General features: G+C 40.3%; 23 protein-coding genes and 1 pseudogene. 4 read left to right on the top strand and 20 right to left on the bottom strand.

All coding sequences use genetic code 11. The annotated features are described in order from the left end of the window. Nucleotides 1–55 precede the first annotated feature (55 nt). Nucleotides 56–916 (top strand): M23 family metallopeptidase, encoded by an 861-nt coding sequence (locus tag RT138_RS03660; protein ID WP_313189571.1) that lies wholly within the window; start codon nucleotides 56–58, stop codon nucleotides 914–916. Between the two features lie 63 nt (nucleotides 917–979). Here RT138_RS03660 and RT138_RS03665 read toward each other — a convergent pair whose 3' ends face one another. The 18 genes and pseudogenes from RT138_RS03665 to RT138_RS03750 form a co-directional block, all read right to left on the bottom strand. Next, the gene (locus RT138_RS03665; RefSeq protein WP_313189572.1) at nucleotides 980–2,023 is read right to left on the bottom strand and encodes an alpha/beta hydrolase; all 1,044 of its coding nucleotides are present in this window, start codon (nucleotides 2,021–2,023) and stop codon (nucleotides 980–982) included. A 62-nt stretch (nucleotides 2,024–2,085) separates the two neighbouring features. Next, nucleotides 2,086–2,856, bottom strand: coding sequence for an ABC transporter ATP-binding protein (locus RT138_RS03670; protein ID WP_313189573.1), 771 nt, complete (start codon nucleotides 2,854–2,856; stop codon nucleotides 2,086–2,088). After that, on the bottom strand, nucleotides 2,856–3,860 hold the full coding sequence (locus RT138_RS03675; RefSeq protein ID WP_313189574.1) for an iron ABC transporter permease: 1,005 nt from the start codon (nucleotides 3,858–3,860) through the stop codon (nucleotides 2,856–2,858). Before RT138_RS03675 ends, RT138_RS03670 begins: the two co-directional genes overlap by 1 nt. Before the next feature lie 33 nt (nucleotides 3,861–3,893). Beyond that, nucleotides 3,894–4,343: an urease accessory protein UreE gene (locus tag RT138_RS03680; protein ID WP_313189575.1), complete on the bottom strand. Its 450-nt coding sequence runs from the start codon at nucleotides 4,341–4,343 to the stop codon at nucleotides 3,894–3,896. Next, nucleotides 4,343–5,056, bottom strand: coding sequence for a hydrogenase nickel incorporation protein HypB (gene hypB, locus RT138_RS03685; protein WP_185213059.1), 714 nt, complete (start codon nucleotides 5,054–5,056; stop codon nucleotides 4,343–4,345). Before hypB ends, RT138_RS03680 begins: the two co-directional genes overlap by 1 nt. Then, nucleotides 5,049–5,402 (bottom strand): hydrogenase maturation nickel metallochaperone HypA, encoded by a 354-nt coding sequence (locus RT138_RS03690; RefSeq protein WP_313189576.1) that lies wholly within the window; start codon nucleotides 5,400–5,402, stop codon nucleotides 5,049–5,051. Before RT138_RS03690 ends, hypB begins: the two co-directional genes overlap by 8 nt. Nucleotide 5,403: 1 nt before the next feature. Continuing rightward, on the bottom strand, nucleotides 5,404–6,333 hold the full coding sequence (locus RT138_RS03695) for an urease accessory protein UreD (protein WP_313189577.1): 930 nt from the start codon (nucleotides 6,331–6,333) through the stop codon (nucleotides 5,404–5,406). A gap of 9 nt (nucleotides 6,334–6,342) precedes the next feature. Next, nucleotides 6,343–6,957: an urease accessory protein UreG gene (gene ureG / locus RT138_RS03700; protein ID WP_313189578.1), complete on the bottom strand. Its 615-nt coding sequence runs from the start codon at nucleotides 6,955–6,957 to the stop codon at nucleotides 6,343–6,345. 11 nt (nucleotides 6,958–6,968) lie between these two features. After that, complete coding sequence (locus tag RT138_RS03705) at nucleotides 6,969–7,634, bottom strand: urease accessory protein UreF (protein ID WP_313189579.1); 666 nt, start codon at nucleotides 7,632–7,634, stop codon at nucleotides 6,969–6,971. A gap of 22 nt (nucleotides 7,635–7,656) precedes the next feature. Continuing rightward, nucleotides 7,657–8,151, bottom strand: a complete 495-nt coding sequence (locus RT138_RS03710; protein ID WP_313189580.1) for an urease accessory protein UreE — start codon at nucleotides 8,149–8,151, stop codon at nucleotides 7,657–7,659. A 6-nt stretch (nucleotides 8,152–8,157) separates the two neighbouring features. After that, entirely contained in the window at nucleotides 8,158–10,011 is a 1,854-nt protein-coding gene (gene ureC, locus RT138_RS03715; RefSeq protein ID WP_313189581.1) for an urease subunit alpha, read from the bottom strand. A gap of 92 nt (nucleotides 10,012–10,103) precedes the next feature. Further along, a pseudogene (gene ureB, locus RT138_RS03720) lies at nucleotides 10,104–10,400 on the bottom strand (urease subunit beta); the annotation flags it as partial. Nucleotides 10,401–10,418: 18 nt separating this feature from the next. Beyond that, nucleotides 10,419–10,724 carry an urease subunit gamma gene (gene ureA, locus RT138_RS03725; RefSeq protein WP_313189583.1) on the bottom strand — a complete coding sequence of 102 codons (306 nt, stop codon included), beginning with the start codon at nucleotides 10,722–10,724 and terminating at the stop codon, nucleotides 10,419–10,421. Nucleotides 10,725–10,759: 35 nt separating this feature from the next. Continuing rightward, on the bottom strand, nucleotides 10,760–11,956 hold the full coding sequence (locus tag RT138_RS03730) for a porin (protein ID WP_313189584.1): 1,197 nt from the start codon (nucleotides 11,954–11,956) through the stop codon (nucleotides 10,760–10,762). A 73-nt stretch (nucleotides 11,957–12,029) separates the two neighbouring features. Next, the gene (locus RT138_RS03735; protein ID WP_313189585.1) at nucleotides 12,030–13,412 is read right to left on the bottom strand and encodes a HAMP domain-containing sensor histidine kinase; all 1,383 of its coding nucleotides are present in this window, start codon (nucleotides 13,410–13,412) and stop codon (nucleotides 12,030–12,032) included. Then, entirely contained in the window at nucleotides 13,402–14,082 is a 681-nt protein-coding gene (locus tag RT138_RS03740) for a response regulator transcription factor (RefSeq protein ID WP_313189586.1), read from the bottom strand. The genes RT138_RS03735 and RT138_RS03740 overlap by 11 nt, the downstream gene beginning before the upstream one ends. A 108-nt stretch (nucleotides 14,083–14,190) precedes the next feature. Then, nucleotides 14,191–15,720, bottom strand: coding sequence for a sulfatase (locus RT138_RS03745; protein ID WP_313189587.1), 1,530 nt, complete (start codon nucleotides 15,718–15,720; stop codon nucleotides 14,191–14,193). Nucleotides 15,721–15,733: 13 nt separating this feature from the next. Continuing rightward, nucleotides 15,734–17,257, bottom strand: coding sequence for a sulfatase (locus RT138_RS03750; protein WP_313189588.1), 1,524 nt, complete (start codon nucleotides 17,255–17,257; stop codon nucleotides 15,734–15,736). Nucleotides 17,258–17,385: 128 nt separating this feature from the next. On the opposite strand from RT138_RS03750, the gene RT138_RS03755 reads away from it, so the two are divergent. The 3 genes from RT138_RS03755 to RT138_RS03765 are packed head-to-tail and all read left to right on the top strand — an operon-like array spanning nucleotide 17,386 to nucleotide 21,123. Next, nucleotides 17,386–18,777 (top strand): WG repeat-containing protein, encoded by a 1,392-nt coding sequence (locus tag RT138_RS03755; protein ID WP_313189589.1) that lies wholly within the window; start codon nucleotides 17,386–17,388, stop codon nucleotides 18,775–18,777. A 7-nt stretch (nucleotides 18,778–18,784) separates the two neighbouring features. Continuing rightward, nucleotides 18,785–19,213, top strand: a complete 429-nt coding sequence (locus tag RT138_RS03760; protein ID WP_313189590.1) for a hypothetical protein — start codon at nucleotides 18,785–18,787, stop codon at nucleotides 19,211–19,213. 41 nt (nucleotides 19,214–19,254) lie between these two features. Next, complete coding sequence (locus tag RT138_RS03765) at nucleotides 19,255–21,123, top strand: M1 family metallopeptidase (protein ID WP_313189591.1); 1,869 nt, start codon at nucleotides 19,255–19,257, stop codon at nucleotides 21,121–21,123. Between the two features lie 213 nt (nucleotides 21,124–21,336). Here RT138_RS03765 and RT138_RS03770 read toward each other — a convergent pair whose 3' ends face one another. Then, nucleotides 21,337–22,851 (bottom strand): arylsulfatase, encoded by a 1,515-nt coding sequence (locus tag RT138_RS03770; protein WP_313189592.1) that lies wholly within the window; start codon nucleotides 22,849–22,851, stop codon nucleotides 21,337–21,339. Nucleotides 22,852–22,953: 102 nt separating this feature from the next. Continuing rightward, complete coding sequence (locus RT138_RS03775; protein ID WP_313189593.1) at nucleotides 22,954–23,475, bottom strand: hypothetical protein; 522 nt, start codon at nucleotides 23,473–23,475, stop codon at nucleotides 22,954–22,956. Between the last annotated feature and the right edge of the window lie 52 nt (nucleotides 23,476–23,527).

Genomic DNA, 23,527 nt, shown 5'->3' on the forward strand with positions numbered 1-23,527 from the left:
TTTAACATCCTCTATTTTTACGCCCGGCTAACATAAAGTGGGAGAGTAAAATACTATGACAAAAAAGAAGACTGCCGTTGAAATTCTAGACTCAAACGGCGATTCGAATTTGAAGATTCAGATTCCAACTATTGTTTTAAAAAATTGGAAATATATCCTAGCTGGAGGAATCTTCTGTATCTGCTTGATATGTGCAACGATTGTATATGTTGCCACAAAATCAACAAGTGACCATTACGAAGAACAATTGACTAAGAAGATTGAAGCGCTCGAAAAAGCAAAGCAATCCTTGGCTCTGGAAGAAGCAACCAACCAGCTTAGCACAGTTCAAATCCAAAAATCCTTCGATGCTATTGATAGTGCAGTAAACCAAATTAATGCCAAAATGCGCAGAAGAGGTTTAAAAGAGTTTGCACCGAAGCTTAAAAACGCTGGTGGACCCGTAGAAGAAGAAGTTAATCTACCTGAACTTATCAAGTACTACGAAGCAACGGTTAAGAAACTGGACAAAAAATTGGAAGGCGTTCCTTTGGGAACTCCCCACAATGGAAGGATTACCTCTAGATTCGGATACCGTAGAAACCCTTTTACAAACCGTGGTCTTGAAATGCATTCTGGTATTGACATCAGCGGAAGAACAGGTGAGCCAATTACGGCTACAGCTGCTGGTAAAGTAGTTTATGCAGGCTATAAAGGGCAATATGGAAAAGTGGTAATCGTTGAACATACCAATGGTTGGGAAACAAGATATGCACATCTTTCAAGCACCAAAGTAAGGAAAGGTCAAAAGGTAGAGGCCGGTCAACAAATTGGAAGACTTGGCAGCACCGGAAGGTCAACTGGACCTCATCTTCATTATGAACTATTGAGTTTCGGAAGAAAAATCAATCCTGAAAAAACACTGATCTTCAACTAAAAGATCATAAAACATAAAAAAGGGCTTTCTTTTAACCAAGAAAGCCCTTTTTTATGCCCTTTATTATTCTTCCAAAAAGATTTTCAAGGTCTCCTTAAATTGATCCGGACAAGCATAGTGTAAATTATGGCTATCGCAATCATAAACCTTTAGCTGGATTAGATCGCGATGTAGGTTTTTCAGGTCAATATTCCCTTTGCTGGTATCAAACAAATCATCCGGCCCCTTGGCTTCAATGATTAAGAGGGGAACATCCAGTTCAGCATAAATTCTCAAGGGATCAATTTTCACCATGGATGCCGCATATTTACTTATAGATCCTGGCGAGTTTAAAACCTGTAAATAATGAAGGCTGTCCTGCATATGCATATACTCATTTAATCCTTTATAAAGTATCCATTTGTTTTCTTCCTGCTTCATAAAACCAAAGGATTGCCAAAGTGAATCCGAATCTTCAAAAGACTTTATATTCTTGTATATCTCAAAGTCTGAACCATACGCAGCAAATAACAACTCCTTCAAATCATCTGGGAATTCAACCGTCATTAGGAATTCTTCCAATCTATCTTGCTCCATTTCATCAAACATACCCTTGAAAGAGACTGAACCACCTTCTTCTAAGATGATGGCACGAACCATTTCTGGATATTTCTGATAAAATGCCGTAGCAAAATAGGCTCCTCTTGAAAATCCAGCAATTACCGTTTGATTGACTTTTTCATGCTTTAACAATTGAGCAAGATCGTCAGCAAAATCCCAGAAATCAAGATCCTCCTTAGGAATTTCAGTCAACCCATGCCCATAATGATCTATTGACAGGACACAGTAACCTTGGTTTACCAAATCTTCAGCAAATGGATAAAAATCATAAGCCGACAGCAGACTGCCCGGTAACCAAACAAAGACTTTGCCTTTATTTTCACCCCATTTCAAATATGAAATCCGGTGATTTTTAGTTTGAACAGATTTCCTGTGTTTAGATTCAAAGGCTTGAAACTTCGCTTTATCTTTTAGGAATTCTATATATAGGACAGAATCATTCTCTTGGGAATGGACAGCAGCAGATAGGAAAAATATACTTAATAACAATAAAAGAAATCGAGGCATACTAATTAGCAAAAGAATTCACCTCAAAAATAATAGCTTTATTGGATTTAATTGATTTATTATCACACAATCCTTGGAACGATAAGTTGTCCACCCAAATAATCCACCCCATCCAACTTAACTTGATAGGTGGCCTCTAGTGCTGAAATCCTATCTTTTGGATTATCGCTTGACAATTCATTCAACCGCCCTTCGTTCATCAAAAAATGCCGGTCTCCATAGAGCAAGGCCAAATTCGGATCATGCATAATACAGATCACGGTAGTACCATTACTCACTAGTCGCTTTAAATGGTCTAAAACTGCCACTTGATAATGTAAGTCCAAGTGATTGGTTGGTTCATCTAATAATAATACCGAGGGTTCCTGCAAAAGTACCCTGCACAATAATATCAGTTGCCGCTCTCCCCCTGAAAGCGAAGTATAAGGTTTGTCCCTAAGGTGCAACAGACCGAATGACTCCAGAGCAGAATCTACCAAAGCTTTGTCTTGAACGGTTGGCGAAAATTTGGAGAATGCAGCCCTACCTGTCAACAGGACATCCAATACCTTGAAGGGAAAGGTACTATGATGGAACTGTGGCATAAATCCAATCCTAACCTTGGCATTTTGATGGGGCTTGATTTTCCTCCTCTCCATACCGGCAAAAACAACCTCGCCTCTATACTCCCTTTCCATCCCTGAAAGAATATTAAAAAGAGTAGATTTCCCACTGCCATTCCTTCCCAATATCACACTAAACTCTGCTGAACGGAACTCAGCATTCAACTCCTTCAGGACCTGATTGCCCGAAAACCCAAAATTCAAACCTTTTATGCTAATCAACTCTTCCATTAGTTCCAGTTTACAGCGTTCTTTCGCATCAGGTAAATAAATAATGGTGCCCCTAGCAACATCGTAAATACACCGATCGGTATTTCAAATGGCATTAAGGTCCTAGATAGATCGTCGATCAACAATAAAAATGACCCTCCGATACTAATATTTGCAAAGACACCGATTTGATTATTGGGTCCAAAAATAATTCGGGTAAGATGAGGAACGATCAATCCAAACAGACTGATCATGCCCACAGCAGAAACCGAAGCAGCAGTTATCATGGTTGCCAAACCAATCATCAATAGTTTCATCCCCTTGGGATTTACGCCCACTGCCATGGACTCTTCATCCCCTAATGCCAGTAAATTTAATCTCCACCGGAAGATGATAATCATCAATATCCCCCCAACGATAGGTAGCACTGAACTGTTCAATTTTGCCCATGAAGCTGTATGTAGATTCCCCATGGTCCATTGCACAATAGCCTGTAATTTATAGGGGTCGCTCATATATTGCAAGACCGTTAAAAAAGCGGTAAATACCCCGGAAATTATCATTCCCGATAAGACCATGGTGATCAAAGTCGTCCTGGTCTTTGAATAGGATACCAAATAAGTGATCCCCACGGCCAAGACTCCAAATAAAAAAGCAGAAAAAGTAATGGAAAAGAAGGAAACCAACATGGAAAGTGCAGCTCCAAATGCTGCTCCTGAGGAAATCCCCAATGAAAAAGGATCCACGATAGGGTTCCTAAAAATCGCTTGCAATACCGCTCCTGAAACCGCAAGTGCTGCCCCTACCAAAAAGGTCAACAAAATCCTCGGTAATCTTACTTGCCATAAAATTGTGGCCATATTCTCATTTACAGAGCCACTGTCGCCAGTTGGATGAAGAGCTGCGACAATATGGTCGTATAGCTCATCAATTCCTAATACTCCCGTACTTCCCCATGCCAATGAAAAAAGAACCAGAAATATTGGAACCAAAAAAAGTAAGATGATTTTCAATCGCTTAATCATTCCATTTTTTGTTTTCAAAAGCCTTAACCCTCCTTAAATAAAGTTTCCGAAAGCTTTCAAGGCTGCACTCGGTAACAAGGTCATTTCCTCTAAGACCACTTGGCCAGCATATTTCTCCTTCAACGCCTGAAATAAGCGTCCATCATAAGAAACTGCAATCCTATCGTCAGCTACTTGAAATATCGGCAGATGTCGATTTCCAACGTCATAACAGAACTTCCCAATGGTATGGATGGAGGTTGAAGTCAATAGAATACAAAGACAGGCTCTGATCCGGATTCGAATGGAAATTTCCGCATCTTGATAGATTAACTGCCCATCTTGAAAGGTCACCTTTTCAGCCAGCTGAATCTTAACGGGTATCCCTGATACCGTAATCCTGTTCAGATATGTCCTATTGACTTCATACCATTCTAATTCCAGGAAATCATCCTTATCATGCGTAGGGATTGACTTACTGACCAATTTTTCAATGATGATCATTAGACTACTTGGGAGATTGCTTTCTTCTCAGCAACTTTATTCTTTAACCAATCACACCATTCATCCAAACCCTCACCCTTCAAACTGCTGATGGAAATAACTTCTAGATTAGGATTGACTTCCCTGGCATCCTTAGCTGCTGCTTCCACTGAAAATGGAACATATGGCAACAAATCTGCCTTTGAAACTAACATCAATTCACTGGTCAAAAACATCCTTGGATATTTCTTGGGCTTGTCATCACCTTCAGTAGCTGCCAATACCGTTACCCTATAATCTTCACCTAGATCGAAGGCTGCCGGACAAACCAAATTCCCGACGTTCTCAATGAACAAAAGGTCTACATCTGTTAGATCGATATGGTCTAATGCCTGCAATATCATCTGCGCTTCAATATGGCACATCCCTCCGGTCACGATCTGAAGGGCATTGATGCCAACTTCTCGCATACGGACCGCATCACGCTCCGTTTCTGGATCACCAACCAATACGGCAATATTTAATTCCTTGCCTAATCGCTTTCCTGTTTCTTGCATCAAGGTCGTCTTTCCACTTCCCGGAGAGGAACAGATATTGATCACGCAGATATTTGGAATCCTGTCGCGAATGGCTTTGGCAACAAAATCATTCGCCTTCAATAGATTCAAAGATGTATTATCACATTGCACAGAGCCTACAGGCATCTGATTACTTTTTGCGGTACGATTACTCATGGTCTTTCTTTTTAAATGTCACTTTACTAATTTTCAATTCTTCACCCTGCACTATTTTGTCCGAACCTTTTCCACATGCACAAACAAAACGATGGTACTTCACCTCAAATTCCTCCCTGCAATCTTTGCAATAGGCTATAATGGGTAAAATCTCTACATCCAACTCAACGTCAGCATATTCCGAAAACTCCTCCTTATAGGCTTCAAAGGCATTATGTATCAATACCGGCTGAATATTACTCAATAAGCCAGCTTGTATCTCTACCCCAACTATATCCTTAAAGTTTTTTGGATATGCATCTTCTAGGGTTTGGAAAATATCTTTGACAATCGATAATTCATGCATGTTATTCGGCTATTACTTCTAATTTCTTGATAGTTTCTGCTTTTTTGAAGGCTTTTTTTGCAGCCTTCTTTTTTACCGGAACTTCTAATGGAACCCCATCAACTGTCTCCTCTTCAATGGCCTCCAGCTTAGGATTAAGTTCCTCAATTTTATACTGTGAAAACTCCCAACATAACTGCCCCAACATCAATAGAAAATCATACAACAGTTCTCCATTATTCCCCAATGCCCTAAAGATGACCACATCATTAGCTGCTTGCGTGAATCCATATGTTATATCCTCATAATCTTGCTGCAGAATCTCATCCAGTTCAACCTTCAGGTCCTTGGCAAAGGAGCTTGAAAACAGTAAGGTTGCCTGATGGGTATAGCCCTCAAAAAACAACATCTTCTGAATCGGTTGCTTAGCTGGACTTAAAAACTGATTATCAATAAAAATGAGTTTATTATCCTTATAGATTTTTGTCAAGGAGTGAAGCTGGCTAAACACGAAAGATTCTTTCATATGCACCCGGCCTGAACAGATAATATCACCCCAAATCAACACAGAATCCTTGTCCATATGGATTTCATTTTTGGCCAGAAAAATGGAATCCCTAAAGGGCGTGATAGGATGTGGGATATAGTGAAATATTGCATTTCTATCCAATTGGATCTGGGTTTCCTGTACCGCTCCTATTTTCATGGGATGAACCTTGTTAAAAGATTGAGTGAACAACTTAAGTTCAGCAGACTCTTTCACATGGACATCTATGGTCAATTTATCTTCATCCATTACACCTGGAGATGCACTTATGATGATCATTTCCAGATGTTCATGGAAGGTAGGTGAACCGTAATAAGTCAGTTTATAAGGAGCACTGTGATAACTCTCCTTTAAAACAGTTTTTAGGTTTTCTTTCTCCGCATTTATCTTAATCGCACTATCCATAAACTGTCTTTAATTCTCTAAAAGAGCATACTTCTTAATCCATTTTTTTACATCTTCCAATCCATCCAAAGTCATCATATTGGTAAAGATAAATGGCCTATCCCCTCTCATCTTTAGGGTATCCTTTCTCATGACCTCAAGATCAGCATTTACATAAGGAGCCAAATCTATTTTATTGATTAACAAAAGATCCGATCGTGTGATCCCAGGACCACCTTTTCTTGGCATCTTCTCACCTTCTGCTACATCTAATACAAAGATGGTTACATCGGCCAAGTCAGGACTGAAGGTTGCTGTTAGGTTGTCCCCACCACTTTCCACAAATATGATCTCAGCATCAGGAAATCGGGAGGCAAGATCCTCCACAGCTTCAATATTCATTGAAGCATCCTCGCGAATTGCTGTATGAGGACATCCCCCCGTTTCCACTCCCATGATGCGTTCGGCAGGTAATGCTGAATTTTGTTGAAGATACATAGCGTCCTCCTTGGTATAGATATCGTTGGTAACAACACAAATGCTGTAATCCTCAGACATAGACCTTGTCAATCTTTCAATCAATGCTGTTTTCCCAGAACCCACAGGCCCTGCAACACCTATTTTTACGTAATTTCTTGCTGGCATATTTTTATGTTTTATGATATGTAGATCCGTGTATATAGTTTTTCATGTTGCATGCAACGTATATCCTGAGCTACACAACAATTGCCGACTAGGTCTTCCTTCAAATCGGCTTGTTTCTCGACCAATTCATTAATGAGTGGCTGAAGTTTAAATAAAATCTGTTGCGCATCCATTTGACTAATAGGCACCAGTTTGGCACAGTTGGTAACAATGCCATTTAAAGAGTTGTAATAGAATGCACTCAAGGCATCCTTATAATCAATCTTTTGCGCATGTGCATACATCGCAAATGCCATGGCATAATGCCCATGGTACTCATTGGCTTGAATGCCTTTCAGATAACTGCTGCACCGAGCTACCGGATGTAATTTCTCCGTTAATTTCAGGAACCTAATCCCAAGTTTCTTGCTCGCATCCCTGATCTCAAAGGGGGCCTTATAAGCCGTTATTAAGGAGTCTAATTCCGCAATCCGCTTCTTGGTTGCCCTAGATTCACAGATCTCCCAGGTTTTATGGAAAAATGCGGCATCATTATAGTAAAAACTATACTCCAGCATGGAACTTGCATATTCACGGGCGGTCTTGCTATCTTTGACAATCCCCTTAAATATGTAGGTTTCCAATCCATAAGAATGCGTAAATCCTCCGATCGGAAATACCGAATCGTTAATTTGCATAAGGGTCAACAGTGGATTCATCTTAATCTTCCTTTACTAATATTATTTTATTCTTAAAATTTGTTACCTGATGCATCTTTAGCACATCAGTCCTTTCAATAACTCGTTCTTCGATCATGGGCTGGAATCCTGCTCTTTGTAACTGATCAAACAAAGGTTTTTCGAATGCTGTAATGACCTCATTTTGGTCATTGATAAATATTGGGATATGCTTATTCCCAATCTCAAAACAGGCAATCGCCATTTCCTTGATCGATTGTGGCTCAAAAACAATACAAGAGCAAGGCAATACCCGTACAACAATGCAAATTCCATCCGCATCATATAGCACATCTCCATCCTCAAGTGCCACAGAGTCTAGGTTCCTGAAGCCTAACTCCTTCCCGCCTGTACTATATGCCCGGATTATTCTTTTCGTTGTATCAAACCATTCCAGTTCTAAATATTCTATGGGATTTATGAAAACTCCAGAGCCTGAATGGTGGATGTTGCCTTTTATTGCTCTTGATACCAGCATGATTACTTAAAACAAGAAATATCTTTGTGCCATAGGAATTTCGCTAACCGGTTCACAGGTCGCTAAAACACCGTCCACAGTAACTTCATACGTATATGGATTAACCACAATATTTGGTGTGGCACTGTTATGAACCATATCTTTTTTCATAACTGTCCTGCAGTTTTTCACGGGAAGGTTCTTTCTGCTCAACTTCAACTTTTCCATATTCCCATTATCAATGGAAACTTTGGAAACGAAATTATAACAGACTGATGGCAGCGCACGACCGTAACTACCAAACATTGGCTTATACATCACTGGTTGTGGTGTTGGGATGGAACCGTTGGCATCTCCCATTTTTGAACTCAGGATCATGCCTCCTTTAATGATCAACTCGGGTTTAACACCAAACATGCTGGTTTTCCACAATACCAAGTCCGCATATTTGCCCTTTTCGATGGATCCTATGTATTCATCAATACCATGGGCTTTAGCCGGGTTAATAGTGTATTTAGCGATATAGCGTTTTACACGGAAGTTATCATTGTCCTTCCCTTTATCCTCAGCTAATGGACCACGTTGAACTTTCATTTTGTGTGCCGTCTGGAAAGTCCTTGAAATAACCTCTCCAACTCGACCCATTGCCTGACTATCCGAACTCATAATCGAGAATACGCCCATATCTTGGAAGATATCCTCAGCGGCCATCGTCTGTGGACGGATCCTGGAATCGGCAAACGCTACGTCTTCCTTAATCTTTTTGTCCAAGTGATGCACCGCCATTAACATGTCCAAATGCTCATCTACCGTATTTACGGTAAATGGTTTGGTCGGATTCGTCGATGCAGGAAGGATATTAGGATACATGGCGATCTTGATAATATCTGGAGCATGCCCTCCACCGGCACCTTCGGTATGGAAGGTATGGATCACACGACCATTAATGGCAGCAACAGAATCCTCTAGGAAACCCGCTTCATTTAAGGTATCGGTATGGATGGCAACTTGAACATCATATTTATCGGCCACTTTCAGCGAAGCGTCAATGGTTGTTGGTGTAGCACCCCAATCCTCATGGATCTTTACGCCCAAGGCACCGGCTTCAATCTGCTCCTCAATGGGCTTCATGGTGGAAACATTTCCTTTTCCAAAAAATCCTACATTGACAGGGATGTTTTCAAATGCCTCAAACATTTTTTCTATATACCATTTACCCGGAGTTACCGTAGTTGCATTTGATCCATCTGCAGGTCCTGTACCTCCACCAATAAAAGTGGTAACACCACTATATAGTGCCGTTTCAACCTGTTGGGGACTGATAAAGTGAATATGCGTATCGATTCCCCCGGCAGTCAGGATCATGCCAGCACCACTATGTACCTCTGTGGATGCACCAATTACCATTCCTTCTGTGACACCGGCTTGTATATCAGGATTTCCAGCCTTTCCAACAGCAACGATTTTTCCGTCCTTAATACCCACATCACCTTTTACAATGCCCCAATGGTCAATGATAATGGCATTGGTGATTACAAAATCCAATACCCCTTCATCTCGTAAGGCACGAGCAGACTGCCCCATTCCATCACGAATGGTCTTTCCACCACCGAACTTGTTTTCCTCACCATATACATTGAAATCTTTTTCGATTTCAATGAACAGCTCTGTATCGGCCAATCTTACCTTATCCCCGGTGGTCGGGCCAAAAAGGGATGCATACTTATCCCTAGGGATATGTAAAACGCCATCTATGTATTTAACCGATGATTTATCGATTCCTAATTTTTCTAATCCGAGGGCATCCAAACGCATTGCTGCAGTTCCAGCTGTTGTCAATCCAACAACTTTGATCCACTCTCTTCTATTCCATGTTCCCATTTTTACTGTGTTTTATGTTATTTGGAATTCCTATATTTTAGTTCTTTAACCTTTGCCATGGCAGCAGATTTCACTTTGGCATCTGTCACCTTGCCATTGGTCAATCCATTGAAACCATAAACTTCTTTATTGCCTCCAATCTCCACTAAAATGACCTTCTTCTCCTCTCCCGGTTCAAATCGGATAGCGGTACTTGCTGGAATGTTCAAACGCATGCCAAAGGCCTTCTCCCTATCGAAAGACAAAAACTTGTTGACTTCAAAAAAATGATAATGCGACCCGATCTGTATAGGTCGATCACCTTCATTCTTTACTGAGATATCAACGGTCTTATGACCGTCATTGGCTATAATCTCCTCCTTTTTCAATATGTATTCTCCTGGAACCATCTTATGTTTTTTTAAAGGTTAACGAATTGGATTATTGACGGTAACTAACTTTGTCCCATCGGGAAATGTTACCTCCACCTGAATATCATAGATCATTTCTGGGACACCTTCCATCACTTGGCCTTTTGTCAACAACTTAGTGCCGAACTCCATTAAATCTGCAACAGATTTCTTTCCCACTCGGGCCTCTTCCACAATCTGTGAACTGATATACGCTATGCTTTCTGGGTAATTTAACTTGACCCCCTTCTGGAGTCTTTTTGCAGCTAGCTCTCCGGCTAGATACAACATCAACTTTTCAGTCTCTCTCGGTGTTAATCGCATATGTTTTTTTGTATATATTTTTTTCTTATCCTCTTTTACAAAACTGGAATGGTAAAGTAAGCCCCCAGGGACAACCTGTTAAATTGTTGCCTATCCATGTTTACTACATCTTTGTATGACACCGTATTCCCCATGTAACCCAAATAGAACCGGAGGTCTTTCGTTAAGAAAGGCTTATGTTGTAAGGCAGCGAAATAGGTATAGTTTGTCCTGAAATCATTTCCTAGCTCATCATCAGCATTTGACCCGGCGGTCTCCACCCCTCCTTTTAAGGCAATCTCCCATTTGTCTGCCAAGAACTGGTCAAATCGCAAAATGGCAGATTTATAAACGATATCCTTCGAAAGGGTTCTTTCTGCCCCTGTCCTCGCATAGAAATCATTGATAACATTGGAACCGATTAAGGCATGATCAACCGCATAATATGAATATTGAAGGTCTAGATAGATCATTTGGCGATCGGTCTTATACTTATTTGCCAAAGAAACGGCATGGTTGGTATTGCCTTTTGCAAATTGAGATATATTATAAGACCATTTTGTATTGAATTTTTTCTCAGCAAATGCTCCTATCCAGGTAAAGTATGCCCCTAATGGTGCTTTTGATGCTTCCAATCCAGTCGCTGAAAGGTTATTGTCTGCCAATAGTCTTTCAAAACTGTAGTTGCTGGTATTATAGACCTGAAGATTTAAAGAGTGATTGGAATCCACCTCATAACTCAGCATTCCTCCGACAACAAATAGGTTTAAGATACGGTCCACATAGTCCGTAAATTTATACTCATAAATGGGGTTATTCTCGAATTCATAACTACCCACAATTGCACTTTGCTTACCTAAGGTAACCGACCATTTATTGTCTTTGCCGAATTTATATTTCAAAAAAGCAAAATCTAATGCAGCGGATCCATTGTCTTGACTAGTAGGTGCGAAGGATCGGTTAAGCCTAAACCTAACCTTATAAGAAAGTTGATCATTGTAATCCCCTCCTAACAAAATACGCGCTTCATCAAGATTGGCATTTACTTTACTGTCATCATTCCCCAAGTTATTGGCATTTAATCCGGCCCGCAGCAGTACGTCTAAATTGATCAGCTTGGAAGCCTTGGGTTCTTTTTGGCTAATGCTGTCTTGTTCGGATTGTTCGTTCAATAAAGAATCGGTCAATTCTTCAGCCTGGGAAAGCTGTAAAAATAGAATGGGAAAAATGAGAATCAGTAGATGTTTTTTCATGTCGAATTATTCGGTACTCACCAAATATAGTTTCAACATATAAAAATGAAATTAGCCTGAAATTAGAACGGGATTAGAAAGAAGGTTTAGGAATTTTAACACGTACGGTAGTCCCTTTGTTCTCCACAGTTTCTAGCTCTAATTGAACATCATGTAGAATGAAAATATTGCGAGCTAACACTAATCCAAGCCCATTTCCATAGATCTCGCCGACATTGGAAGCTCTAAAAAAGGAGTAATAGATATTGGAAAGATCTTTTTCTGGGATACCGATCCCTTGATCAATAATTTTAATAATGATAAACTCCTGATCAAATTCCAAGAGAACTTTTACAGGTTTGTCGGCTCCATATTTTATGGCATTGGACAAAATATTGCTAAAAGCAATATAAAAAAGATCAGGATTTGCCTTCACCAATAGATCATCACTATCCTCTGGGATATTACTGAGGTCAAAATGTATTTTGCTACGTGCATTTAATTCCGTTTCTGTTTTTATCGCTTCAAATAATAATTCATCGATTCGCACGGGAAGCACATCTCTAATTTTCCTTTGGCTACCCAAACTGGACATCACCAAAAGGTCCTTGATCATAAACTTCATCCGATTGGTATGATGTATGATCGTATCTATCGACTGATAGGCTTCATGCGATCGATCAATCTGTTGCTGTGCAAGTTCTGCTTCCCCGCCGATAATGGTCAATGGAGTTCGTAGGGAATGGGATGCATTCCCAATAAAGCTTTTTTGCAATTGGACCGCAATATCCAAGCGGTCGAGCATGGAATTATAGTTGGTATATAATTGGTCAATTTCATCGCCTTCACTACTGAATTTATTGCTGAGTCGATGATCTAGGGTGGCAATGTTGACCTTTTCCAGTTCATCATTCAGGACTTTCAATGGATTCAGGATCCTATTGGCAAAATAAAAGGCCAGGCCAATGATAAATACGAAGGAAATCAAGCCCCCCGTTAGCAAAGTCTGATCAAGGTCTTTTTGCTCTCCATGTCCATAGTCATCAATCCCCTCAGAAATCACCAATAAGTTTTCGGCATGCTGCTTATCCTCAAAAAACAGGGCTAGATAAGAAACATTATTATGAAGAAAGGTGGCTTTCCCCTCTTCGATCGCTGTTTTATAAAACTCAGATGGCATTGGCAGATCAGGCCTGATCCGCAATTGGTTGCTTCCTTTTACAATCCTGAGGTAATAATCATTGCCTTCCGAAAGCTGCTTCAGGTACTTCCGCTTTACCTCATAATAGATTTGATTGTTATACTCATCATTTTGGATGATATGCTCTCCCACAATCCGGGCATTTTCTTCTAAACGATGGAAAAATTTGGTTTGTAAGCTGTCTCTGGTAAAATACGAGACATAGTAGGCAAATAGTACGATCAAACTAATTGCAATTAAGGAAAAGGACAGTATGATCTTGACCTTAATTTTCATTCCGCATCACGTATCCCATTCCAATCACGGTATGGATTAACTTGTTCTCGTATTGTTTATCGACCTTTTTGCGTAGATAGTTGACATAGACATCAACCACATTGGTACTCATATTGATATCCATCTCCCAAACTTCCTCCAGGATATCCATCCTTGAAATCACCTTGTTTTTATTGACCATCAGATATTCCAATAAGCGGAATTCTGTAGCAGTCAGGGTAATGGCCTTCCCGTCACGTGAAACATATTTGCTGGACCGATCTAATATCAGGTCATCAATCTGTATAAGCTGATTGCTGGAATTGTTACTGTTCGATTTCCGTAATTGCCTATGGATTCTAGCTTTGAGTTCTTCAAGCTGGAATGGCTTGGTCATATAGTCATCTGCATCCCTATTGAAGGCCTCAACAACGTCTTCAGTTTGGTCTAAGGCTGTCAGGATTAAAATAGGAACATCCTTGTCAAAGCTTCGGATCTGTCTGCAGACATCTAACCCATTCATTTGCGGTAACATGACATCTAAAATTATCAGATCAAATTTCTTCGAGCTCGCTAACTTCAAGCCACTTATGCCATCATTTGCTACAGAAATCTGGAAACCCTCATATTTCAAGCCTCGTTGAATTAGGGATATTACTGAACTCTCATCTTCGACTAATAATATTTCCAATACTTTTTAGTATATAATACGTGATTCGTAATAAATATACAAAAAAGTGAAAATTATTTACTTAAAGTCTAAAAAAAGCGTCCGATTAAATTAAAATTTTACATTAATCTAATTTTTAGATAATATCATCTTCGCTTCCTCATCCTCTAACCTATCAATCTCTTGCTTCAATAATTTCTCTAATCGAGTCTGTACTTTCCTGAATTTTGTCTGCCCATAGACATTCTTCATCTCACGCGGATCTGATTTCATGTCATATAATTCCCAAGCATCCACTCTTTTATAGAAACGGATCAATTTATATCGTCCATCGCTTACACCAAAATGTGGTGAAACCGCATGTTCCCCATTTTCATAATAATGATAATAGATCTGATCCTGAATATCTTTCCTCTTACCGTTCAATAAGCTCAAGAATGACCTACCTTGCATATCCGCAGGCACGGCCGTTCCACTCAATTCCAAGAAGGTCGGACCAATATCAACATTGGAGACCATTCCCGTTATTTTGGAGTTTGGCTTGATCATGCCGGGCAACTTCATCAACATCGGGGTACGGAAGGATTCCTCATACATAAATCTTTTGTCAAACCAGCCATGCTCTCCCATATAAAACCCTTGATCCGAAAGATAAAGCACCAAGGTATTGTCTTCTAGGTTCTGCTCCTTTAAGTAATCCAGAACGCGGCCAATATTGCGGTCCATCGACTCGGCTGTATTTAAATAATCAACCATATAACGATGATATTTCCACTCTGCCAAGGCTTTTCCACTGAGGTTTGATTTTTTTAATTCTTCGTATATCGGTTTATAATAATCTACATAGGCTTGGAATTGTTCATCACTCATCCGGCTGAAATTTCCATCAGCGCGCATTTTCTCGATATTTTCAAACATCTTCAGGTCATAGCCCATCTGCATATCCTTATCGATACTCATCTCTTGCTGCGCAGCGGCCTTCCTGCCTGCATAATCATCATAGAAGGTTTCAGGCAATGGGATTTCCTTATGATCATTTTTACCGAAGTCTTCAATGGCCGGCATCCAGGTCCTATGTGTATTTTTATGGCCTATGATCAAGCAAAAAGGCTCTTGCTTATCCTGTTCTTTTAACCAATCCAAAGCTTTATCAGTTACCAAATCCGCAACATAGCCATCCTCTCTTGCTACGACTTCCTTTTCCCCTTCTTTACTGCTGATAAAATCGGGATTGAAATAATGTCCCTGTCCGGTTAGGATACTATAATAGTCGAAGCCTTCCAGTTTTCTGCCAAGATGGATCTTACCGATCCAAGCTGTTTGGTAACCATTGTTATGAAGTTCTTTAACGAAGGAGTTCTGACCATGGTTGAAATTAGAGGTCTCATTATCCTTAAATCCGTTTTTGTTGCTATATTTTCCGGTCAATAAGCTGGCGCGGCTCGGCCCACAGATGGAATTAGTGACATACCCACGCGTAAAAACAGCCCCCTCATTTGCAATCCGGTCCAAATTTGGCGTATGGCCAATCTTGGAACCATAGGCTCCAATAGTCTGGTAGGAATGGTCATCAGAAATAATAACTACAATATTGGGCTTACGCTGAGCGAAAGTTGCCAAGCTGAATAGGCAAAAACAGATAAAAGTTAGTATGCGCATGTATTCTAAAAGTTTAGGAAGCTTCAAATATAAGCATTGCTTCCGAATCATCCTGTTTCTGGATTTCATCTTTTAACTTTTTCATCATTTCTGCTTGTTGCTCAGCATACTTAGGATTATTGAAGAGATTCTCCATTTCTTTTGGATCCTTGCCCAAATCATAGAGCTCCCAAGAATTGACTTTATTATAGAAACGGATTAGTTTATATTGTCCGTCACTCACTCCAAAATGCGGAGAAACATTATGGATTCCATCCTCATAATAATGGTAGTATAATTGTTTTCGGTCTCCCTTTTTACCATGCACGATCGAACTAAAGGATTCCCCTTGAATATCTTCTGGAATCGGCACCCCTGCCAAATCCAACATTGTAGGTGCAATATCCACGGTCATCAAAAGATCGTCTACCTTCCTGGACTTTTTGATTTCCTTAGGGAAACGCATCATCATCGGTGTACGGAACGACTCCTCATACATAAAGCGCTTGTCAAACCAACCGTGTTCGCCCATGTAAAAACCTTGATCGGACATATAGATCACAATCGTATTCTCGGTCAGTTGATGTTCATCCAAATAATCCAATACCTTTCCAATATTTCTGTCCATTGATTCAGCAGTATTCAGGTAATCGGTCATATACCGTTGAAATTTCCATTCTGCCAATTTCTTTGGATCCGAAAAATCCTGACTCGCATAGTCTGCTTTTACCTTTGCATAATATTGTCTGTATTTCTCACGATCGGACTCATCCATTCTCCTGAAATTGGATTCCTTCATCCAATCCTCTTCGGTTTTAAATAGCTTTAGGTCGTAATCCAACTTTATATCCTTGCTTATCTGCATTTCCTGGATCTTGGCTGCCTCTCTTCCTTTGTAATCATCATAGAAATTATCTGGTAAAGGGAATTTCTTATGGTCATTTTTCCCAAAATCCTGTGGGTCTGGATCCCACTCCCTATGGGTTGCTTTATGACCTAGTATCAAACAGAATGGCTTTTCTCCATCTAAGGAACTCATCCAGTTCAATGCCTTTTCGGTTACAATATCTGACACATACCCCTTCTCCCTAGTCAATTCACCTTTTTGGTTCTTGAAGTCAGGATTGAAATAATGCCCTTGATTCAGCAGTACGTCAAAATAATCAAAGCCTTCCAAGGTATCCCCTAAATGCTGTTTCCCGATCCATGAAGTTGTATACCCAGCTTTTCTGAGTTCTTTGACAAAGGAATTCTGGCTATGCTCAAAATGTGACTTTTCATTTTCCCGATAACCATTTTTATGACTGTATTTCCCCGTCAACAAACTTGCACGGCTGGGCCCACATAGGGAATTGTTCACATAGGCACGATTGAAAAGTAATCCCTCCTGAGCAATACGGTCGATATTGGGCGTACTGCCAATCTTGGAGCCGTAGGAAGAAATGGTCTGGAAAGAATGGTCATCGGATATGATGATCACAATATTTGGAGCTTTTTGAGCCAAAAGCACATTTATTCCGAAAACGAAAAACAGTAGGTAGGTAGATAATCTAATCATACATTAAATATACAAATTCAAGGTTAAATATTGTTGATATAAATAATTCCAGAAATACTGTAAAATATTGCTTTCAGTAATTTGCAGAATCAAGAAAAATGAGGACTTTTGCGTAATAATTTCATTACATGAAAAAGCTTTTTTCCTTCATTGTATCAACTCTTCTTTTCCAGTTTGCTCTTGCCCAACAAGAAGTTTATAAAATTGATTACAGCATCGCTGTTGATCCTGCATTTAAGGGGAATATTGAAGAAATACAACCTGATGACCCTGAAACTACTGATTTGTTTAGGGCTGTCTTGGAAGCAATGGAAGGTGAAACAGTCTTAGAGGCATGGGTTGGAAAGACGGAAAATAAAATAAAATCCAATTTATTCCAACAATGGGTTTACTTACGCAATACGGAGGAAAAGACACTTTTCCGAATTGACACCAATACACTGCGCTTTTCTAGGATCCCCTATATCCCCCAAAATGCACCCGAATACCCTGTTAATCTGGATTCCAAGGAAACAACCACGATTGCCGGTTACCCATGTAAATTAGCTGTCATAGAAATCGGTCCGGAAGAAAATGGCCAGGTGGAGATATGGTATACGGAAAAGATCCCTCAAATATTCTGGGGTGAATATCAGTATCTTTCCCAGGTCCCTGGGGCTGCTTTAAAGATTTCAACGCTGGGTGTGGCTTTTATTGCACAGGACATCTCAACTGTTCAGGTCCCTGACCAATATTTTAAAGTTCCAAAAAATTACAGTCTAGTAGAGGACTTTGACCACATATTGGATGATAAGTTCGAAGATATAGAACTAGGCGAAGATTTGATTGCATATTATGATTCAACCAGTTTTCTATATGGCTTAAAGTCCACAGATGGAAACATCATCAGCAAACCCAATTTCTTGAGCATCTCTGCCTTCAACAATGGCACCGCTGTCGCGGTCGATGAAAGCGGCACTTCGGCTTTGATCGATAATAAAGGAAAGAATATTACAGAATATATCTACGATATGATAGCCTATGATTCAGAACTAAATGCCTATATATATTCTAAAGAAGGAAAAATGAGCGTAATGGATGATAAAGGCAATACAACCTGGACCTCAGAATTTGATACTGTTAATCCTTTCTCTTCAGATTATACAATCGTAACGCTAAAAGATAAATCAGGCTTAGTTGATAAAAAGGGAAAGATTGTCGTACCAATAACCTATAAAAACCTTTACATAAATAATAACCGATACTTTGTGGTTGATAATGATGTCCAATCGGAGATTTATGAAATCCAAGGGGAAAAATTGGTTTTAGATGGATATAAATTCCTGTTCATAACTGAAATTGATGGTATATTTGTGGCATCCAAGGATGCTGAAACCTTTGGTTTGTTGAATTCAAAAGGAGAAATTATCCTTCCATTTGAATATAGCTACATCACTGTTTCTGATGGGGTAGCCACAGTCTTGAAAAATGGCGAAGATCAAGAACAAACCATCAACCTTCAGGTTGATGACAAAAAATAATTAATAGATGACATACCAAATCAACACCCTACATCGAGGGAGATTTATCTGGATATTGCTAGGCTCCCTATTTGTGGTTGGGTATTTTTTATCACTTAGCACCCTACAGGAAATCTATAAGATCTTGATCCTATTGTTCTGTATCCCTGCCATCATGTGGGCTGCGGTCCGTTTCAGCAAACAGAACTCCACTTGGGTAATTGACAACAGTAACATTACCATTACCAAGTTTGGCAAGGAAACCCAGATCCCCATTGCAGAAATCACCTACCTCAAGAACCATATCCGTTCCGGAGGAAACCTATTAGCCTTTCATAAAAAGGGAAAAATGAGCACGGTACGGATCTGGAGAAACAAGATTTTTGCCAGCAATGATCAATTCGATCAATTGATCCAAACAATCAAAGAACTCGGAATAGAAATCGTCATCGGATAAGCCTGTCATTTTCAAATGTTAAATTTTATATATTTGGCATTATGAATCTAAAAAACACTCTTGGCTTACTAGTCTTGGCTCTTTGTTCCCTAACATCTTTTGCACAGCGCAAAACGTATTGGGATCAGAAAGTCGATTATACCATGGACATTGATGTCAACGAAAAGACATTCCAATACGATGGTAAGATGAACCTGAAATACAGCAATAATTCTGGACAAGAATTGAGCAAGGTCTATTTTCACCTTTATTTCAATGCCTTCCAACCTGGAAGCATGATGGATGAGCGTTTGAAAACCATTCCTGATCCGGATGCAAGGATGGTAACCAATATAGGCACAAAAGAACAACCTGTTCGTCAAAGCCGTATTTCTGCCCTGACACCAGAACAGATCGGATTTCAAAAAATAAAATCGGTAAAATATAATGGCACGGATGTAACCTTCAAAGAAGATGGTACCATCCTCGAAGTGACCTTGCCTACAGCGATCAAAGATGGCAGTACGGTAGAGTTTGACTTGACATGGCAGGCTCAGGTTCCTGAGCAGATCCGTAGGAGCGGTCGTAATTCAAAAGAAGGCGTAGCATTCTCCATGACCCAATGGTATCCTAAAATGGCTCAATTCGATGAATTCGGCTGGCATCTGGACGAATACATTGGCCGTGAATTTATTGCCCCTTTCGGAAATTTCGATGTTACCATCCATATCAACAAAGATTATGTAATCGGTTCTTCTGGAAAATTACAGAACCCTTCAGAAGTTAAGGGCTATGTAAAAAATGCCAAGATCAAAACCAAAAACAACAAGGCTTCTTGGCATTATAAAGCCGAGAATATCCATGATTTTGCTTGGGCTGCAGACCCTAAATTTGAAGTGGATTCTGCCAAAACAAAATTGGGAACTACTATCTATACCATTTACCTACCGACTGACCAAGAGGTAAAGGATAATTGGAAAACAGCATTAGGCTTAGCTACTGAATTCTTTGATTTTACCAGTGAGAACTTCGGTGCCTATCCTTGGAAAACTTACTCGATCGTGCAGGGTGGTGATGGTGGAATGGAATATGGAACTGCAACCTTGATCACTGGTGGCAGAAACCTGAAGGGATTGGTGGGCGTTATCTTCCATGAAGCAGCGCACTCCTGGTACCAACAGTTGTTTGGCGTGAATGAAACAGTCGATGAGTGGATGGATGAAGGATTCACCAGCTATATTGAAGAACTGGCATACACTGAACTGTTTGAAAAACCTAAAGCAAGAGCACTTAATCCTATCGGTTCAGCCTATAACTCTTACTATCGCTTGGCTAAATCTGGAAAAGAGGAACCAATGAGTCTATTAGCAGACTATTACAATACCAACTTTGCCTATAGCATAGAAGCCTATAGTAAAGGTGGAGTATTGGCAGAACAGATGGGCTATATTATTGGAAAGCAAAACCTGCAAAAGACCTTCTTGAACTTCTATGATATCTGGAAATTCAAACACCCAACTCCAAATGACTTTAAAAGGGTAGCGGAAGAGACCTCTGGAATCAATTTGAAATGGTATTTTAACTTGTTTATCAATACTACGAGAACGATTGACTATGCCATTGCCAATGTTTCTGAAAACAGCATTGAAATCCAAAATAAATCGAACTTGGCTATGCCTATCGACCTAATGGTAGAATATGAAGATGGAAGCAAGGAACTTTTCTACATCCCATTACGTGAGATGCGCGGTGAAAAACCGGCTGAGCAATATGAGATCTACCAAGGCGTAAAGCGTACCGTTCTTACGGATTGGTTCTGGACAAAACCAACTTATTCGGTTCCAGTTTCCAAGAAAGTGAAAAAGGCTTGGATTGACCCTACCCAAAGGCTTGCAGACATCAATTATGATGACAATGCCTACGGTTTATAAATATTAAAAATCTAACATGGAAAAAGGCTGTTCCTCCTGATGGGGAACAGCCTTTTTGTTTAATTTCCATGGTCAGTTTATTAGAAACTTTTCATTGACCTTGTTTTAACCTCATTCGAGGCACATTCCGAATTTTCCGAATATGTCTCGAACAAGACTAAAACGAATCTCGAAGTCCCTGCCAAAATTTTCAGATTTCAGGATCCGGAAATTTTATTTCAGTACTTTTTCCAACAGTTCCTTTAACTCCGCGACTGCTTTTGGATTTTGTTTAGCGATATTATCTTTTTCTTCCGGATCTTTTGACAGATCATATAATTGGTCTTCGGGATGATTGCCTAGCTCGGTTCCGGTCAGTTCATTGAAGGCTCTCCCCTTGCTTGGCTTGATGTATTTCAAATTTTCTTTTGTAATGGAGAAGGTTCCTGCAGATTGCACCAGGAAATCTCTCCCTTTTTTATCTTTCCCGATAAATGCATTCCAGATATTCTCACTATCCAATTCGTCTTGATTGGACAGTGGTTTTTTAAAGAAATTGGCAAAACTGGAAAGAAGATCCATCTGACAGACTAAAGCGTCCGATACCTGCTGCTTCTTGATTCCCTTTGGCCAGCTAATGATAAAGGGAACACGGGTACCGCCTTCAAATGCCGAATATTTACCTCCTCTGTAGGGTCCAAAAGGATTGTGTCCATTCAGCTGGGTCACCGCTCCGTCTACATAGCCATCGTCCAATACCGCCCCATTATCACTGGTAAAGATAATGATCGTGTTTTCATAGATACCCTTATCCTTTAATGCCTGGACGATCTCACCTACGGTATGGTCCAATTGTAGGATCGCATCGCCCCTGTAACCTAAGCCACTCTTCCCCTTGAACATGGTAGAAGGCATTCTTGGGACATGGGGTTCGGTTGCATGGTAACTCAAGAAGAATGGCTTCTTGGCGTTTTCACGGATATATTGGACGGTCTTATCCGCAAAGGTCATGGTTACTTCCTCATCCACCCATCTGGCCTGCATGCCGCCTGTCATCCAGCCTATTCTTCCAATTCCATTGATAATGGTTTGGTTATGTCCATGGTTGGGACTTGCTTTCATTTTCAATAGTTCCGGATTTTCAAGCCCTGTCGGTTCATTCCCGATCTTCTGTTTATAGGAAACCTCAATTGGGTCATTTGGATCCACCCCTACCACACGATGCCCTTCCAAGAAAACGGTTGGGACTCGATCAGCAGTGGCCGGAAAGATATAGGAATAATTGTAGCCAACTTCCAATGGTCCTGGTTTTATACTTTCATTCCAGTTCTTTTCAACCTGAGAGCCTAAGCCTAAATGCCATTTCCCGATTATTGCTGTTTCATAGCCTTGTTGTCTAAAGAGCTCTGGCAAGGTCATCTGCCCTTGATCGATAATCAGGGCAGCATCTCCGGGCAATACGCCTGTTCCGGTTTTTCGGAATGGGTATTTCCCTGTCATCAGGGAGTATCTGGAAGGTGTACAGGTTGCAGCGGAGGAATGTCCATTGGTAAACCTGACCCCTTGATTAGCCAAGGCATCTATGTGTGGCGTGTGGATCTTGCTAGCGCCATAAGCACTCAAATCACCATAGCCTAAGTCATCTGCATAGATCATCACAACATTCGGTTTCTGTTGGCCGAAACTTAATAATGGAAGGAATAATAGCAAGAATAAAGCTTGATTGAGCTTTAACAAAAGGGTTTTCATAGAAATGATTGGGTTTAGAATATACCCGAATATACTGATTTTATTGAAATGGGCGGGAAAGGGATCAAATAAAGAAGGCTGCCCGTGATGAGGCACCTTCTTTTAATGAAGAAAGAAAACAAAACACAGATCCTTCGTTACTTTTGGTGCCCAAATTAACCAAAACCGACGAAGGAGCTCACACATGCCAAAACCAACTCGAATCCGTAACGCTTCGGTCCATTTAAGGATTACCGATCTCATTGTTACTTTTGAAGCGCAAAAGTAACCAAACCGACGAAGGAGCTCACGGATACCAGAAACAACTCGAATCCGTAAACGCTTCGGCCCATTTAAGGTGGCTTTTCGCACAATCATCCGCACATGAATAGAATGCCTTGTTGTCGGGAATATCTTCCAAAAGATCATCCCTTTTGATGGGATGATCTTCTGAAAGCATTCCAAGGCCAATCCCATCGCACAGGTCGACGGCATTCTATCCATTTTTCCGCCACTGGAAATGAGCCGGAGGCTAAAGGGCTTCCTGCGGAAGGATGAAGTTTGTTGAAAACCTCTGGAAGGGGTGGAATCTTTATAGAAAAATCGGATCGACCTGCGGATAACCCCCCAATGGTTGTGTAACATTTTTCCATACCCATTTCGTGTCACTCTGAGGGCCTGCCCGAAGGGTCTCGGA

The organism is Sphingobacterium sp. (assembly GCF_032065005.1).
Lineage (GTDB): Bacteria > Bacteroidota > Bacteroidia > Sphingobacteriales > Sphingobacteriaceae > Sphingobacterium.

Excerpts from the sequence above, each read along its gene's own strand:
- RT138_RS03660 (WP_313189571.1), top strand. The coding sequence starts at position 56 with ATGACAAAAAAGAAGACTGCCGTTGAAATTCTAGACTCAAACGGCGAT.
- RT138_RS03665 (WP_313189572.1), bottom strand. The coding sequence starts at position 2,023 with ATGCCTCGATTTCTTTTATTGTTATTAAGTATATTTTTCCTATCTGCT.
- RT138_RS03670 (WP_313189573.1), bottom strand. The coding sequence starts at position 2,856 with ATGGAAGAGTTGATTAGCATAAAAGGTTTGAATTTTGGGTTTTCGGGC.
- RT138_RS03675 (WP_313189574.1), bottom strand. The coding sequence starts at position 3,860 with ATGATTAAGCGATTGAAAATCATCTTACTTTTTTTGGTTCCAATATTT.
- RT138_RS03680 (WP_313189575.1), bottom strand. The coding sequence starts at position 4,343 with ATGATCATCATTGAAAAATTGGTCAGTAAGTCAATCCCTACGCATGAT.
- hypB (WP_185213059.1), bottom strand. The coding sequence starts at position 5,056 with ATGAGTAATCGTACCGCAAAAAGTAATCAGATGCCTGTAGGCTCTGTG.
- RT138_RS03690 (WP_313189576.1), bottom strand. The coding sequence starts at position 5,402 with ATGCATGAATTATCGATTGTCAAAGATATTTTCCAAACCCTAGAAGAT.
- RT138_RS03695 (WP_313189577.1), bottom strand. The coding sequence starts at position 6,333 with ATGGATAGTGCGATTAAGATAAATGCGGAGAAAGAAAACCTAAAAACT.
- ureG (WP_313189578.1), bottom strand. The coding sequence starts at position 6,957 with ATGCCAGCAAGAAATTACGTAAAAATAGGTGTTGCAGGGCCTGTGGGT.
- RT138_RS03705 (WP_313189579.1), bottom strand. The coding sequence starts at position 7,634 with ATGCAAATTAACGATTCGGTATTTCCGATCGGAGGATTTACGCATTCT.
- RT138_RS03710 (WP_313189580.1), bottom strand. The coding sequence starts at position 8,151 with ATGCTGGTATCAAGAGCAATAAAAGGCAACATCCACCATTCAGGCTCT.
- ureC (WP_313189581.1), bottom strand. The coding sequence starts at position 10,011 with ATGGGAACATGGAATAGAAGAGAGTGGATCAAAGTTGTTGGATTGACA.
- ureA (WP_313189583.1), bottom strand. The coding sequence starts at position 10,724 with ATGCGATTAACACCGAGAGAGACTGAAAAGTTGATGTTGTATCTAGCC.
- RT138_RS03730 (WP_313189584.1), bottom strand. The coding sequence starts at position 11,956 with ATGAAAAAACATCTACTGATTCTCATTTTTCCCATTCTATTTTTACAG.
- RT138_RS03735 (WP_313189585.1), bottom strand. The coding sequence starts at position 13,412 with ATGAAAATTAAGGTCAAGATCATACTGTCCTTTTCCTTAATTGCAATT.
- RT138_RS03745 (WP_313189587.1), bottom strand. The coding sequence starts at position 15,720 with ATGCGCATACTAACTTTTATCTGTTTTTGCCTATTCAGCTTGGCAACT.
- RT138_RS03750 (WP_313189588.1), bottom strand. The coding sequence starts at position 17,257 with ATGATTAGATTATCTACCTACCTACTGTTTTTCGTTTTCGGAATAAAT.
- RT138_RS03755 (WP_313189589.1), top strand. The coding sequence starts at position 17,386 with ATGAAAAAGCTTTTTTCCTTCATTGTATCAACTCTTCTTTTCCAGTTT.
- RT138_RS03760 (WP_313189590.1), top strand. The coding sequence starts at position 18,785 with ATGACATACCAAATCAACACCCTACATCGAGGGAGATTTATCTGGATA.
- RT138_RS03765 (WP_313189591.1), top strand. The coding sequence starts at position 19,255 with ATGAATCTAAAAAACACTCTTGGCTTACTAGTCTTGGCTCTTTGTTCC.
- RT138_RS03770 (WP_313189592.1), bottom strand. The coding sequence starts at position 22,851 with ATGAAAACCCTTTTGTTAAAGCTCAATCAAGCTTTATTCTTGCTATTA.
- RT138_RS03775 (WP_313189593.1), bottom strand. The coding sequence starts at position 23,475 with ATGTTACACAACCATTGGGGGGTTATCCGCAGGTCGATCCGATTTTTC.